The organism is Acetohalobium arabaticum DSM 5501 (assembly GCF_000144695.1).
GTDB lineage: Bacteria > Bacillota > Halanaerobiia > Halobacteroidales > Acetohalobiaceae > Acetohalobium > Acetohalobium arabaticum.
Map to the genome: position 1 here is coordinate 1,233,970 of NC_014378.1, position 13,005 is coordinate 1,246,974.

A 13,005-nucleotide genomic window follows, 5' to 3' on the forward strand; every position below is an offset into this window, starting at 1 on the left:
TAAAAGTAAATTTTAGTTATCGAAAAAGGAGTAGATAGCATGGATATTAAGATGCTGACAGATGAGTTTGAGCAATTTGTAGAAGAAAACAAGGGGAATTCAACTGATAATTATATTGAAAATAATATCATTAAGTTCATTCAAATTTTACGGGGGTTAGGTTTTAATATCAGTTTAGTTGAAAGTATTGAAGCTGTTGATTCGTTAAAAACAATAGATATCTTGAATAAAAAAGAATTTAAATTAACATTACAGGCATTACTAGTTAAGAACTATGAAGAAAGAAAAATTTATAACCAGGTTTTTGAATTATTCTTTACTTCTGAAGGTTTGAAAAATGAAAAAGAATCTGTTTTTGTTGAGGATAAAGATGAAATTTCAGAAGATGATGAAGTTATCCACGATCCTATTGATAGAAAAGATAAAGAAGATAATGATTCGGATGACGAAGATGATGAAGAATGGGAGATAGAAATAGATAATTTGGATCAAGAACAGCAGGAGTTATATGAAGAACTAGACCCGGAAGTTAAAGAAAAAGTAAATGAACAAGTGCGGGATAAATTCGGAGAAACATTACTACAAGCATCTAAAACTGATTCTATGGTAAAAAATTTTATTCAAGGTAGTTTACAGTATTGGAAAGCAAAATTAAATCAAAACCGACAAGGGATTATTGATCTGGATTCAACTATTGATGTACGTAAGACTGGGGATCGAGAAGTAGATAGTAAATTACGGAGTATAGTTAATAAGTTAGATGATGAATCAGAGTTTATTTTGGCCAAAGATATCAAAGAGATAGCTGAAGAGAATTTAGAGGAAACTATGGAGGTAATAAAGCGTTTGTCTCGTAAATTGGCTACTAAGTTTTCAAGACGACAGAAAAAGAAGAATAAGTCTCGTAAGATAGATATTCGGAGTACATTACGCAAGAATATTAAATACGGAGGTACATTAGTTGAGTTAAGCTACCAACAGCGCCGGCGCCAGAAACCGAGATTTCTTTTAATCTGTGATGTATCAGATTCAATGGCTAAGTATTCTACTTTTATTCTTCAATTTATTTATGGATTCTCCGATGTAATTAAAGAAATAGAGAGCTTTATCTTTTCTGAAGATTTAGAGCGGATAACTGATTATTTTGAAGATAATAAGTCCTTTGGTGCTAAGATGTCTGAAATAATTGGCGACAGCAAAGAATGGAGCGGGGCTACTAATTTAAATCAAGCATTAGAAACTTTTAATCAGGAGTATGAATCACTGCTAACTTCTAGAACAGTTGTTTTTATTGTCAGTGATACCAAAACTTTAGGATTGGAGGAAGCAGTACAGAAGGTTAAATCAATAAAAAGTAAGGTTAAAGATATAATCTGGCTCAATACATTACCTAAATCAGCTTGGGAAAATAGAGATTCAGTTAAGCTGTTTAAGAACCACTGCCAAATGTTTAAATGTAATAGACTTAAAGATATGCAACAGATAATTAAAAAGAAGCTTCTATAATATCTTGAATTTTCTAAGTATAAATTATGCTAGCGAGGATATTCTATAAAGGAAAGTGATTATAATAAAGGAGGAAATTAAATTGGGACCGAAATCTCATGTACACTGTACTGTTGAGAACTGTAAGTGGTTTGAAGAACCAAATCTATGTGTTGCGGAAAAGATTTTAATTACTAGCGATGATTTTTCTAAAGAATTACCCAATGAAATGGATGTCGAAGAGACTAACCAGATTGTTAATCAAAAGGGACTTTCTCCGATTACAGAATGTTATCAAAGTAACTGTAAAACATTTGTACCAGAAGATAAATATGATCAGGGATTAGGCGGTACAAACCCAAATAACCCAGACCAATAATTAATTTTATATAGGTTTTTTATAAAAAACACTTGACATTATCTATGATCTTCTATATAATTGTATGGTGATAGGCCCTGCTGAAAGCAGGGTTAATTTTTTTAGACATGCTTTTATATTGAATTCTTTTTCTTTGGTTTCCCAAAAGGAGTCAATTGTTGACTTTATGGATTCTTAAAAAATAAATGTTTAAAAATTAATCTAAACTTTAATTAATTAGTGATTGATAACAGAGAAAAGTAATAATTTAGCTTAGTTATAAAATGAGAAGGAGGTTTATCAAGTGAGTATTAATCAATATTATCAGGAAATGGGTCATGACCTTCTTTCAAAAAAGGAAGAAGCTAAGTTAGCTAAAGGGGCTCAAAATGGAGACCAAGAAGCGAGAAAGGAATTGATTGAGCATAATTTAAGATTAGTGGTTAGTATAGCCAAAAAATACCGGGGTAAAGGTATGGAATTTGAAGACATGATTCAAGAAGGAAATTTGGGGCTCATGAAAGCAATAGATAAGTTTGATCCAGATAAAGGGTATAGATTCAGTACTTATGCTACTTGGTGGATCAGACAGAGTATAACTAGAGCCCTGCCGGAAGCCAAAACTATAAGAGTTCCGGTGCATGTCTGGGAAAAGACAACAAAAGTCTTTAAAGCAAAGGAAAAGTTATATAATCAATTAAATCGTGAACCGACTTTTGAAGAAATTAGTGAGGAAACTGGAATTGATTCAGAAAAAGTTAAAGAAATTATCAGAATTTCATCTGATCAAAATCTTGCTTCGCTGAATAATTTAGTTGGCGATGATGAAAATACAGAATTAGGTGAATTAATAGCTGATGATGACGTAGAAGAGCCAATGACTGATTTAAATCGTCAATTTCTACAAGAAGATCTAGAAGAAGTTCTAGAAGAATTAACAGATAGAGAAGCAGAAATAATTAGATTACGTTTTGGATTAAAAGATAACTGGCCTAAGACTTTACAGGAAGTTGCAGATAGATTTAAGTTAAGCCGGGAAAGGATCAGGCAGATTCAAGAGAAGGCATTACGTAGACTAAGACATCCTTCCAGAAGTAAAGCACTAAAGGCTTATATAGCAGGATAGAGTTTTATTCTGCTATATAAGTTTTTTATTTTTATATTAGTTTATTTTTACTTAGTCATTTATTACCACAATTCAAATAAAATCTAATATTATCTAAAAACTTTACTTACATACTTTTTATCTAGTCTAATTTAGTAAACAGTATAATATATTTTACTTGCTATTGTAAATTTGATATTATAATTATCTAAGGAGGGAGAAAAGATGATTAGAATGCAAGACTTAATTATAACTTTAAGTGAATATATATCTTATTTGGCCCAATTATTTGCAATAATTATAATCGCTCACGGAATAATAGTTGTTTTTTGGATTAATTTAAATAATGTTTTTACTAAAGAAGATGCTGTAGATGTTATGAAAAGAAGCAGAACAAAGTTAGGTTATTCATTTTCGGTAGGATTAGGCATATTGATTGGTTCCAGTATCTTACGAAGTGTAGTAGCTCCTACCTGGAATGATATAGGTCAGCTGGCAGCAATAATAGGAATCAGAACCGCTTTAAACTATTTTTTAAACAGAGATCTTGGAGCTATATTGAATAATTAGAATCAATGTAGTAAACCTCTCCATTCAGTGTCATTATATCATACTATCTTAGATATTTTAAGGTTAAATATTCGCTAATAAATCATAATTATATTGTATAATTTTTCTTCTGGTAGAACAGAATAAGGAGTGAGGGTAAAAAATGAATGAAGAAGAGAAGAAAGAGGAAGATATTGAAGGTTTAGCAGTAATTGAAACATACGGCTGCCAAATGAATGAACATGATTCAGAAAAATTAGCTGGAGTATTGAAAGAAAAAGGCTATAAACTAATAGAAGATACAGAAAAAGCAGATGTAATAATTCTTAATACTTGCTGTATTAGAGAGAATGCAGAGGTTAAAGTTCACGGTAAAATAGGATATCTAAAGCAGTATAAAAGAGAAAATCCTGATCTAATCATTGGAATCTGCGGCTGTATGATGCAGCAGGAAGGAATGGCAGAAAAGATTAAAGATAAGCATCCTCATGTAGATATAGTATTTGGAACTCATAATATTCATGAATTTTCTCAGCTTCTGGATGCAGCAGAGGAAGAATCTGAAACTATTATTGATATTTGGGGAGAAAAGGAAGAGTTGATACCTGATCTTCCAACAAGGCGTGAAACTGATCATAAAGCTTGGGTAACAATCATTTATGGTTGTAATAATTTTTGCACTTACTGTATAGTACCCTATGTTCGAGGCCGTGAAAAAAGCCGTTCTTCAATAGATATAGTAGATGAAATTAAAGAATTAGCTGATGATGGAGTAAAAGAAGTTACATTACTCGGACAGAATGTTAATTCTTATGGATATGATTTGGATAGAAAAATAGATTTTGCTGATTTATTAGAAGAATTAGATCAGATAGAAGGTATTGAGCGAATTAGATATATGACTTCACATCCGAGAGATTTTACTACTAAATTAATTAAGACAATTGCTGACAGTAATAAAGTATGTGAACATTTCCATTTACCGATTCAATCAGGCAGCAGCCGCATTCTAGAGAAAATGAATCGCGGCTATACTCAAGAAGAGTATCTAGCATTAGTAGAAGAGATTCGCAGTTATATTCCACAGGCAGCAATTACTACAGATTTTATTGTCGGTTTTCCCGGTGAGAGAGATGAGGATTTTGCTGAGACATTGAAATTAGTTGAAGAAGTAGAGTTCGATATGGCTTATACTTTTAAGTATTCACAACGCAGTGGAACACCAGCAGCAGAAATGGAAGGACAGATTGAAGAAGATGTTAAACAGAAGCGGCTTCAGAAGTTAATGGATATTCAGAGTGATATCAGTGCCCAAAAGAATAAGAAGCTGTTAGGCAAGACAGTAAAGGTTCTCGGAGATGGTGAAAGCAAAAATAATCCCGAGCGACAGACGGGCAGAACCAGAACTAATAAAATAGTTGTATTTAATTCCGATAAGGATTTGACAGGCAAGCTAATAAATGTTAAGATAAATAAGGCGTCGAGTTGGACGTTAACTGGAGATTTAGTGAAATAATTTAAAACATAGGAGAATATTAATCTTTTAAAAGGTTAATATTGTAAACACACCCGGAGGTGGATTAATTTATGTCAATTATGGATAAAGCAGAAGAATTAGGAGACGAAATTTTAGAATCATCTGAGTATAATGAATTAAAGGATGCAGAAGAAGCTGTAGAAAGTGATGAAACAGCAAAGAGCCTATTAGATGAGTTCCAAGCTGCTCAAAAGAGACTACAGATGGCACAAGCTAACGGCCAAGAAGTAACTCAGGAACAGCAACAAGAAATCCAATCTATTCAAGCTAAGATGCAGGAAAATGAAAAGATTAAAGAATTTATGGAAGCTCAGCAGAATTTCAATAAGATTATGCAGACAGTAAACCAGGTAATTACTTCTGCACTACAGGGAGAAGAAGCAGCTGCTGAAGACGAATGTCCTAGTGGATGTAGTTGCTAACTTAATAAACTTTTTGCTTACAAAGCCGCAGGTTTATAGCCTGTGGCTTTTTTGATAATTATACTTCTTTATCTTTAGAATTGAATATGATACAATATTATGTTGAAAATATTAATCAGCAAAGTATTTACATAGATTATGGTTAGGAGGTAGCAGAGATGGCTAAAGAATTAACTCCAATGATGCAGCAGTACTTTTCAATTAAAGATGAATATGATGATGCAATTTTATTATTTAGATTAGGCGATTTTTATGAAATGTTTGCTGATGATGCTGAGTTAGCAGCTAGGGAACTAGAATTAACCTTAACTTCTCGAAATAAAGGTAAAGGCAAGAAGACGCCGATGGCAGGCATTCCTTATCATTCAGCCGAATCATATATTGCTACCTTAATCGATAAAGGCTATCGGGTTGCTATCTGTGAACAGGTAGAAGACCCCAGTGAAACCAACGGCTTAGTCAAGCGGGAAGTGGTTAGAGTAATTACCCCGGGAACTGTAATTGATAATGAAATGTTAGATGATAAGAATAATAATTATCTTTCAGCAGTTGTAGCTAATGAAGAAGGTTTTGGTATTGCCACAATAGATATCTCGACCGGTGATTTTTCAACAACAGAACTGACAGGAGAAGAAGCTCAGTCTAATTTAATAGATGAATTGGCCCGCATAAATCCTGCGGAATGTTTAGTTGATACTAATTTATACGAAAAGACAGAGGTAATTACTTATATTAATCAGCAGTTAGATCCGATTATTAATGAAATCAAGGAACGATTTAATTATAGTCAGGCTTATGATTTATTGATAGATCATTTTGAAGTTAATTCTTTAGATGGATTTGGCTGTGAAGATTTAAAGTTTGCTGTAACTGCTGCTGGAGCTGTACTAGATTTCTTAATTGAAACTCAAAAACGGACTTTAGGCCACTTAAATCAGTTAACTACCTACTCAACCAAGGATTATATGACTTTAGATGCCAATACGAGGCGGAATTTAGAACTGACAAAGACAATCCGTGACCAATCATATAAGGGGAGTCTACTCTGGGTATTAGATCAGACAGTCACAGCTATGGGAGGACGTAAGTTACAGAAGTGGTTAGAACAGCCGCTATTGGATGTAGAAGGAATTAATAACCGGTTGGATGCAGTTGGAGAGCTTAAGGATAATATCTTTCTTAAAGAGGAGCTAAAGGATAATTTAACTGAAGTCTATGATCTTGAGCGGCTAATGAGTAAGATTACCTACGGTTCAGCCAATGCTAGAGACTTAATTGCTCTCAAAACTTCAATAGCCAATCTACCGGCGATTAAGGAATTATTAACTCAGTTTGAATCTTCTAAATTAAAATCGGCTGCTGATAAGTTAGATACTCTAGAAGATGTTCATGAATTAATTGAAAGTTCCATTAAAGAGGAACCGCCGACAACAGTAACTGAAGGGGATATAATTAAAACAGGTTATGATGAAGAATTAGATGAATTTAGACAGGCTATGAATGAAGGAAAAGACTGGATTGCTAATTTAGAAAAAGAGGAGAAGGAACGAACAGGAATTAAGTCATTAAAGGTTGGGTTTAATAAGGTCCACGGCTATTATATAGAAGTAACTAAGGCTAATCTGGATTTAGTGCCTGATAATTATGAACGAAAACAGACTCTTTCTAACAGCGAAAGATATATTACACCTGAACTAAAAGAAAAGGAGTCCAAAATTTTGGGCGCTGAAGAGAAAAGTGTTGAGTTAGAATATCAATTATTTACTGAAATTAGAGAAAAGGTAGCCCAGGAGACGGAAAGAGTTCAGAAAGTAGCCGATATTGTAGCTCAACTAGATGTGCTGGCTTCATTAGCAGAAGTAGCTATCAATAATAACTACTGTCATCCTGAGGTAAATGCCAGTGATGTGATTGATATCGAGGACGGACGCCATCCTGTGGTTGAAGAGATGTTAGAAGAAGAAAGCTTTGTTCCTAATGATAGTTATATTGATTGTGATCAGGACCGCTTTTTAATCATTACCGGTCCTAATATGTCCGGAAAGTCTACTTATATGCGTCAGGTGGCTTTAATGGTTTTAATGTCTCAAATCGGGAGCTTTATTCCAGCAGATGAAGCTAAAATAGGTATTGTAGATCGCATCTTTACCCGGGTAGGTGCTTCGGATGATTTAACTACTGGACAGAGTACTTTTATGGTGGAGATGAATGAGGTTGCTAATATTCTCAATAATGCTACGCAGAATAGTCTTGTTATTTTAGATGAAGTCGGACGCGGAACTAGTACCTATGACGGTTTAAGTATTGCCTGGGCGGTAACAGAATATATCAGTGATCAGAGCAATATTGGAGCTAAGTCGCTCTTTGCTACTCATTATCATGAGCTAACTGAACTGGAGTCTAAATTACCGGGGGTAAAGAATTACAATGTTGCTGTCAAAGAAGAAGGCAGTGATATCACCTTCTTACGAAAAATTGTACCTGGTAAAGCCAATGATAGCTACGGAATTGAAGTAGCTAAACGGGCCGGAGTGCCTAAGTCGGTAATTGATAGAGCCAATGAAGTTTTAGAAAAGCTAGAGACTGAGATAGATAATTATGAACAGATAAATAACAGTTTAGAGTCTGAGAAGGTAGCTGAAGCCAAAGCTGAAATTACATCAGAGTCTGAATTACAACAGCAGAACCAGTTGGCCTTATTTGCAGCCCAAAATAGCGAACTTATACAAAAGCTTGGTGAGTTAGATATTATGTCAATGACTCCTCTAGAGGCTATGAATAAACTCCACCAGCTACAACAGGAAGCAAGGGAAGAGTTAAAGAGTCAGGAATTAGCTTAAAAGATTCTAAGGAGTGAAGAAATATGCCGAAACAGATTAAGAAACTGCCTCAGGAAGTTGTCAGCAAAATAGCAGCTGGAGAGGTAATAGAGCGTCCTGCTTCTGTAGTTAAAGAATTAGTAGAGAACTCAATAGATGCTGACAGCGATAAAATTGAAATCAAGGTTAATAACGGAGGGAAAGATTTAATCCAGGTTATCGATACAGGCTACGGTATGACCCGTGAAGATGCAGAGTTGGCTCTTGAGCGCCATGCTACCAGTAAGATAACTGAAGCCAATGATCTCTTTTCAATCCGTAGTCTCGGTTTTAGAGGAGAGGCTTTACCCAGTATTGCTGCTATTTCCCGGTTGACGATGAAGACAAGAACTGAAGATAAACTAGGAGGTACTTTAGTTAAAATAAACGGCGGAGAGATTAAAAAGATTGAGGATGCGGGATGTCCTATTGGAACTAATATTATTGTTAAGGATCTATTCTATAATACTCCTGTCCGCTATAAGTATCTCAAGACATCTGCTACTGAGATAAGACGGATTAGTGATATTGTTAATCGATTGGCTTTGGCCTATCCAGAGATTACCTTCAAGTTAAGCCATAATCAGAAGAAAGTATTAGAGACGCCTGGCAATGGTAATTTAATGGATACAATTTTAAGTGTCTATGGTAAAGAGGTCGCTAAAAGCATGATAGCTGTAGATTATGAAGATAAGTATATGCAGGTAAGCGGTTATGTCTCAAAGCCGAATATCAGCCGGGCTTCGAAAAAGCATCAGTCATTCTTTATTAACCGTCGCTATATTAAAAGTAGAGCTTTAAGTGAAGCTATATCCAAAGCCTACCATACACTTTTAGCTAAAGGGCGACATCCTATTGCTATTTTAACGATTAAATTAAATCCAGTGTTAGTAGATGTTAATGTTCATCCGACGAAAATGGAAGTTAACTTCAGCCGCGAAAAGGAAGTGGCTTCTGTTCTACAGAATGGAGTAAAAGAAGCATTGAGTAATGCTGATTTAATTCCAGAAGTAAAGTTGAATTCTAAAGATAGTACTGCTGTTTCAAAGAAGGATTCACAGGATTCTAAGCAGCAACAGGAGTTGGAATTAACTAAAAAAAGAAAGTTTAGTTCAGAAAAAAACAAAAAGAAGTCTCAGAAAAAAGAAAAATCCACGCAGAAGACTACTAATGATAATCAAGATAAAAGTATCCAAACGGATCAGATTAATGAAACGAAGGAATCTAGCGATAGAATTAACAGAAAAGAATCAGCAGAAGAACTTAAAAATGGTATTGAAAAACAGAGTAAACAAGCTGATTATTTCCAAAAGAGAGAACAAAGCAATGAAAAAGAAAAGAAAAATAAAGAGTCGGTAGCAATAAAAGAAAGCCAGTCAGACTATAATAAAGACGATGCGACAAAGTCTCTATCAAGCTTTCTTCCCTTAGGCCAGATTCATAATACTTACATTATAGCTCAAGGAGAAGACGGCTTCTATATTGTTGATCAACATGCTGCTCATGAACGTATCCTCTATAATGAATTAATGGAGAAGTTTAAACAAGCAGAGATTAAGTCCCAATCTTTATTGATGCCGGTTCGACTGGAATTAACTAATCCTGAAATAGAGATTTTAGAGGAGAATAGTGAACATCTAAAGAATTTAGGTTTTGAATTTGAAGCTTTTGGAGGCCAGACATATCTAGTAAGAGCTGTACCTAACCTACTCCATAAACTGGATATCAAGGAATTATGTTTAGATATAATTGATAATCTATTGGATAAGGGGAAGATACAGGAACCAACAGAGATAATCGAAGACTTACTTGTAATAATGTCCTGCCGCGGTGCAATTAAGAGCGGTAAAAGTTTGGTGCCGGGAGAGATGGAGAGTTTATTACAGCAGTTAGAAGAAAGCGGAAACCAGCATACCTGTCCGCACGGTAGACCAACGATTATTCATTTTTCTAAAAAAGAGTTAGATAAGAAGTTTAAACGTATTTAGCAGGGAGGGATTAAGATGCAGGAACCACTAGTAGCCATTATTGGACCTACGGCTGTAGGTAAGACGGAATTATCTTTTACATTAGCCAAGGAGCTGAATGCGGAGATTATTTCTGGTGATTCAATGCAGGTCTATGAGGGAATGGATATTGGTACAGCTAAGCCGACTGTAGAAGAACGCCAGGGTATTCCTCATCATATGATAGATATATTGACTCCTGATCAAGATTTTAGCGTAGCCGATTTTCAAGAGCGAGTAGATGAATTGATTCCTGAAATAGTAGAACGCGGTAGACTGCCGATGTTAGTTGGAGGTACTGGTTTATATGTTAAGGCTTTGATTCAAGGCTTTATCTTTCCCGAAATGGAAACTGACTGGGATCTGCGGAAACAGCTGGAAGCAGAAGCGGAAGAGCATGGTACAGAGTATGTCCATGATAAGCTAAAGGAGATCGATCCTACTTTAGCCGATAAGCTGCATCCTAATGATCTAAGACGGGTAATTCGCGGAATTGAAGTTTATCAGCAGACAGGAAAAACTTCTACCCATTTTCGTCAGAAGGCCAAGGAAAGGCCGCCTAGATATCGGGCAGTCAAGATTGGGTTAAAGAGGGACCGGGATGAACTCTATGAACGGATTAACCGCCGGGTGGACTTAATGATTGATAATGGATTAATAGAAGAGGTTAAAGAATTATATGAAGCCGGTTATGAACGGGGATTAACTTCAATGCAGGGATTGGGTTATAAAGAGTTAATCGGTTACTTTGAAGGAGAATATGATCTAGAAGAAGCAATTAGATTAATCAAACGGGATACCCGTCACTTTGCTAAAAAGCAGCTAACCTGGTTTAGAAAAGATGATGAGATTCACTGGTTCGATGTTGGAGAATATGAAGATGAAGAGTTAGTTTCTGATGTAGAAGATGTAATCAAGGAGAAATTATCTTCTGAAGATATGGAATTAATAACTTCATAATTGGGCTAATTGGCTTCTGAGAAAATTTATTTCTCAGAAGTTTTTTTATTTTGCACGATTTTAATCAACTTACATATAATATTTAAAGCCACTAATTGCTAATCAGAAAAGGGGTGATTAGCAGTTGAAGAAAAGGGAGATTATTGAACAGATTGAGAATGGTAAGATGTCAATAACAGAGAGTTTTCGCTTTTTAAATGACAGCAGTCTGGCTTTGAAAGAACAACAGATTAATAATAATGATTCTAAAGAAAAGCTTAAAGAAGTTAAGGCTAAACTGGATAGATTAGTCGGATTGGATAAGCTGAAAAGATTAGTTGATGAACTAGAAGCCTTTGTGAAGATACAGCAGAAGCGACAGGAGAATCAGTTAGCTACTGAACCGTTAGTGATGCATATGGTCTTTAAAGGAAACCCTGGAACCGGAAAGACTACAATTGCCCGCATCTTTGGGGAATTATTTAAAGAATTGGGCCTATTGAGTGAAGGACATCTTAAAGAGGTTGAACGGGCTGATTTAGTAGGGGAGTATATCGGTCATACTGCTCAAAAAACAAAAGATGCTATTGAAGAAGCTTTAGGAGGAATTCTTTTTATTGATGAAGCATATTCATTAGCAAGAGGCGGTACTAGAGACTTTGGAAAAGAATCTATTGATGCTTTAGTTAAAGGAATGGAGGATAATCGTGATGATTTAATAGTTATTTTAGCTGGTTATCCTCGGGAAATGGAAGAATTTTTGGAGACTAATCCTGGACTTAGTTCTAGATTTCCGATCAAGGTTCATTTTGATGATTATACTTTAGATGAATTAATTGAAATTGCTGAATTGATGTTAGAAGAGAGAGAATATGAATTAAGCCAAACAGCTGAAAGTAAATTATATAAGATTTTAGCTAAAAAGAGACAGAAATCAGGTTCTGAGAGAGGAAATGCCCGGACAGTGAGAAACTTAATTGAACGGGCAATTCGGGTTCAGGCTATGCGGGTAGTTGAGAAAGAAGATATTTTTCGGAAAGACTTAATGTTGATTCAGCCTGAAGACTTTGAAGAGTAAGTAATGATTATTGAGGAGAGGAGCAGTTATGGCTAAATCTCTAGTAGTAGGCCAGACAAATGCAGGTAAGACCTGTTTTACTATTAATTTTGCCGATTATTTAGGGATAAATGAGTTAAAGTTTACACTTAAGCAGCCGGCAGGATTCTCATCCCAACGGACTTATCAGCTGCAGGCAGCTAGGGAAGAGTTAGTATCATCAAGAAGCCATACTACCACAGAAATTCAACAGGTACAGCTACAGCTGCCGGTAGGGAAGGGAAAGAAAGAATTAAAGCTTATGGATACCTGTGGTTTAGTGGAAGGGATTCATTCTGATCGCGGAATTCGAAAGGCTATGGCTCAGACTCTGACTAAACTGCGTCAGGCGGATATAGTTTTACATATTATTGATCTGGCTAAGTTGAGTAGTGAAGGAATACAGAAAATTTCAGAATTAGATTTAGAAATTTATAATTATTGTAAAGTAGAAAAATGTTATGCCGTTTTAGCCAATAAAACCGATCTTAAAGTAGCCCAGAAGAATTTATCCTTTCTGCAGGAAAAGCTTAATCAGGCAAAAATAATTCCTATTTCTGCTCTCTATCAACAGGGATTTAGAAAAGTAAAGAGGTTTTTATTAAAGAATCTTTAGAAAAACTAATCAGTAAAGGATGACTTACAGGAGG

Annotated in this window: 11 protein-coding genes; all 11 read left to right on the forward strand. The window is 35.1% G+C overall.

Features of this window, described 5'->3' with window-relative positions:
* The first annotated feature begins 39 nt into the window (after positions 1 to 39).
* The 11 genes from acear_RS06005 (at position 40) to acear_RS06055 (ending at position 12,971) form a co-directional block, all read left to right on the forward strand.
* Positions 40 to 1,506: a VWA domain-containing protein gene (locus acear_RS06005; RefSeq protein WP_013278118.1), complete on the forward strand. Its 1,467-nt coding sequence runs from the start codon at positions 40 to 42 to the stop codon at positions 1,504 to 1,506.
* Positions 1,507 to 1,588: 82 nt separating this feature from the next.
* Entirely contained in the window at positions 1,589 to 1,864 is a 276-nt protein-coding gene (locus tag acear_RS06010) for a DUF1540 domain-containing protein (RefSeq protein WP_013278119.1), read from the forward strand.
* A gap of 283 nt (positions 1,865 to 2,147) precedes the next feature.
* Positions 2,148 to 2,969, forward strand: coding sequence for a sigma-70 family RNA polymerase sigma factor (locus tag acear_RS06015; RefSeq protein ID WP_013278120.1), 822 nt, complete (start codon positions 2,148 to 2,150; stop codon positions 2,967 to 2,969).
* Between the two features lie 204 nt (positions 2,970 to 3,173).
* The gene (locus tag acear_RS06020; RefSeq protein ID WP_013278121.1) at positions 3,174 to 3,518 is read left to right on the forward strand and encodes a DUF1622 domain-containing protein; all 345 of its coding nucleotides are present in this window, start codon (positions 3,174 to 3,176) and stop codon (positions 3,516 to 3,518) included.
* A 142-nt stretch (positions 3,519 to 3,660) separates the two neighbouring features.
* Complete coding sequence (miaB, locus tag acear_RS06025; protein ID WP_013278122.1) at positions 3,661 to 5,013, forward strand: tRNA (N6-isopentenyl adenosine(37)-C2)-methylthiotransferase MiaB; 1,353 nt, start codon at positions 3,661 to 3,663, stop codon at positions 5,011 to 5,013.
* 71 nt (positions 5,014 to 5,084) lie between these two features.
* Positions 5,085 to 5,456: a YlbF/YmcA family competence regulator gene (locus acear_RS06030; RefSeq protein WP_013278123.1), complete on the forward strand. Its 372-nt coding sequence runs from the start codon at positions 5,085 to 5,087 to the stop codon at positions 5,454 to 5,456.
* Between the two features lie 158 nt (positions 5,457 to 5,614).
* Positions 5,615 to 8,296 carry a DNA mismatch repair protein MutS gene (gene mutS, locus acear_RS06035; protein ID WP_013278124.1) on the forward strand — a complete coding sequence of 894 codons (2,682 nt, stop codon included), beginning with the start codon at positions 5,615 to 5,617 and terminating at the stop codon, positions 8,294 to 8,296.
* Positions 8,297 to 8,319: 23 nt separating this feature from the next.
* Positions 8,320 to 10,302: a DNA mismatch repair endonuclease MutL gene (mutL, locus tag acear_RS06040; RefSeq protein ID WP_013278125.1), complete on the forward strand. Its 1,983-nt coding sequence runs from the start codon at positions 8,320 to 8,322 to the stop codon at positions 10,300 to 10,302.
* Between the two features lie 15 nt (positions 10,303 to 10,317).
* Positions 10,318 to 11,280, forward strand: a complete 963-nt coding sequence (miaA, locus tag acear_RS06045; RefSeq protein ID WP_013278126.1) for a tRNA (adenosine(37)-N6)-dimethylallyltransferase MiaA — start codon at positions 10,318 to 10,320, stop codon at positions 11,278 to 11,280.
* A gap of 124 nt (positions 11,281 to 11,404) precedes the next feature.
* Entirely contained in the window at positions 11,405 to 12,337 is a 933-nt protein-coding gene (locus acear_RS06050) for an AAA family ATPase (RefSeq protein WP_013278127.1), read from the forward strand.
* A gap of 28 nt (positions 12,338 to 12,365) precedes the next feature.
* A complete protein-coding gene (locus acear_RS06055; RefSeq protein WP_013278128.1) occupies positions 12,366 to 12,971 on the forward strand; it encodes a GTPase domain-containing protein in 606 nt (201 codons plus the stop codon).
* The last annotated feature ends 34 nt before the right edge of the window (positions 12,972 to 13,005 follow it).

What these genes read in the sequence shown, in the direction of transcription:
- acear_RS06005 (WP_013278118.1), top strand. Translation starts at nt 40, where the DNA reads ATGGATATTAAGATGCTGACAGATGAGTTTGAGCAATTTGTAGAAGAA.
- acear_RS06020 (WP_013278121.1), top strand. Translation starts at nt 3,174, where the DNA reads ATGATTAGAATGCAAGACTTAATTATAACTTTAAGTGAATATATATCT.
- miaB (WP_013278122.1), top strand. Translation starts at nt 3,661, where the DNA reads ATGAATGAAGAAGAGAAGAAAGAGGAAGATATTGAAGGTTTAGCAGTA.
- acear_RS06030 (WP_013278123.1), top strand. Translation starts at nt 5,085, where the DNA reads ATGTCAATTATGGATAAAGCAGAAGAATTAGGAGACGAAATTTTAGAA.
- mutS (WP_013278124.1), top strand. Translation starts at nt 5,615, where the DNA reads ATGGCTAAAGAATTAACTCCAATGATGCAGCAGTACTTTTCAATTAAA.
- mutL (WP_013278125.1), top strand. Translation starts at nt 8,320, where the DNA reads ATGCCGAAACAGATTAAGAAACTGCCTCAGGAAGTTGTCAGCAAAATA.
- miaA (WP_013278126.1), top strand. Translation starts at nt 10,318, where the DNA reads ATGCAGGAACCACTAGTAGCCATTATTGGACCTACGGCTGTAGGTAAG.
- acear_RS06055 (WP_013278128.1), top strand. Translation starts at nt 12,366, where the DNA reads ATGGCTAAATCTCTAGTAGTAGGCCAGACAAATGCAGGTAAGACCTGT.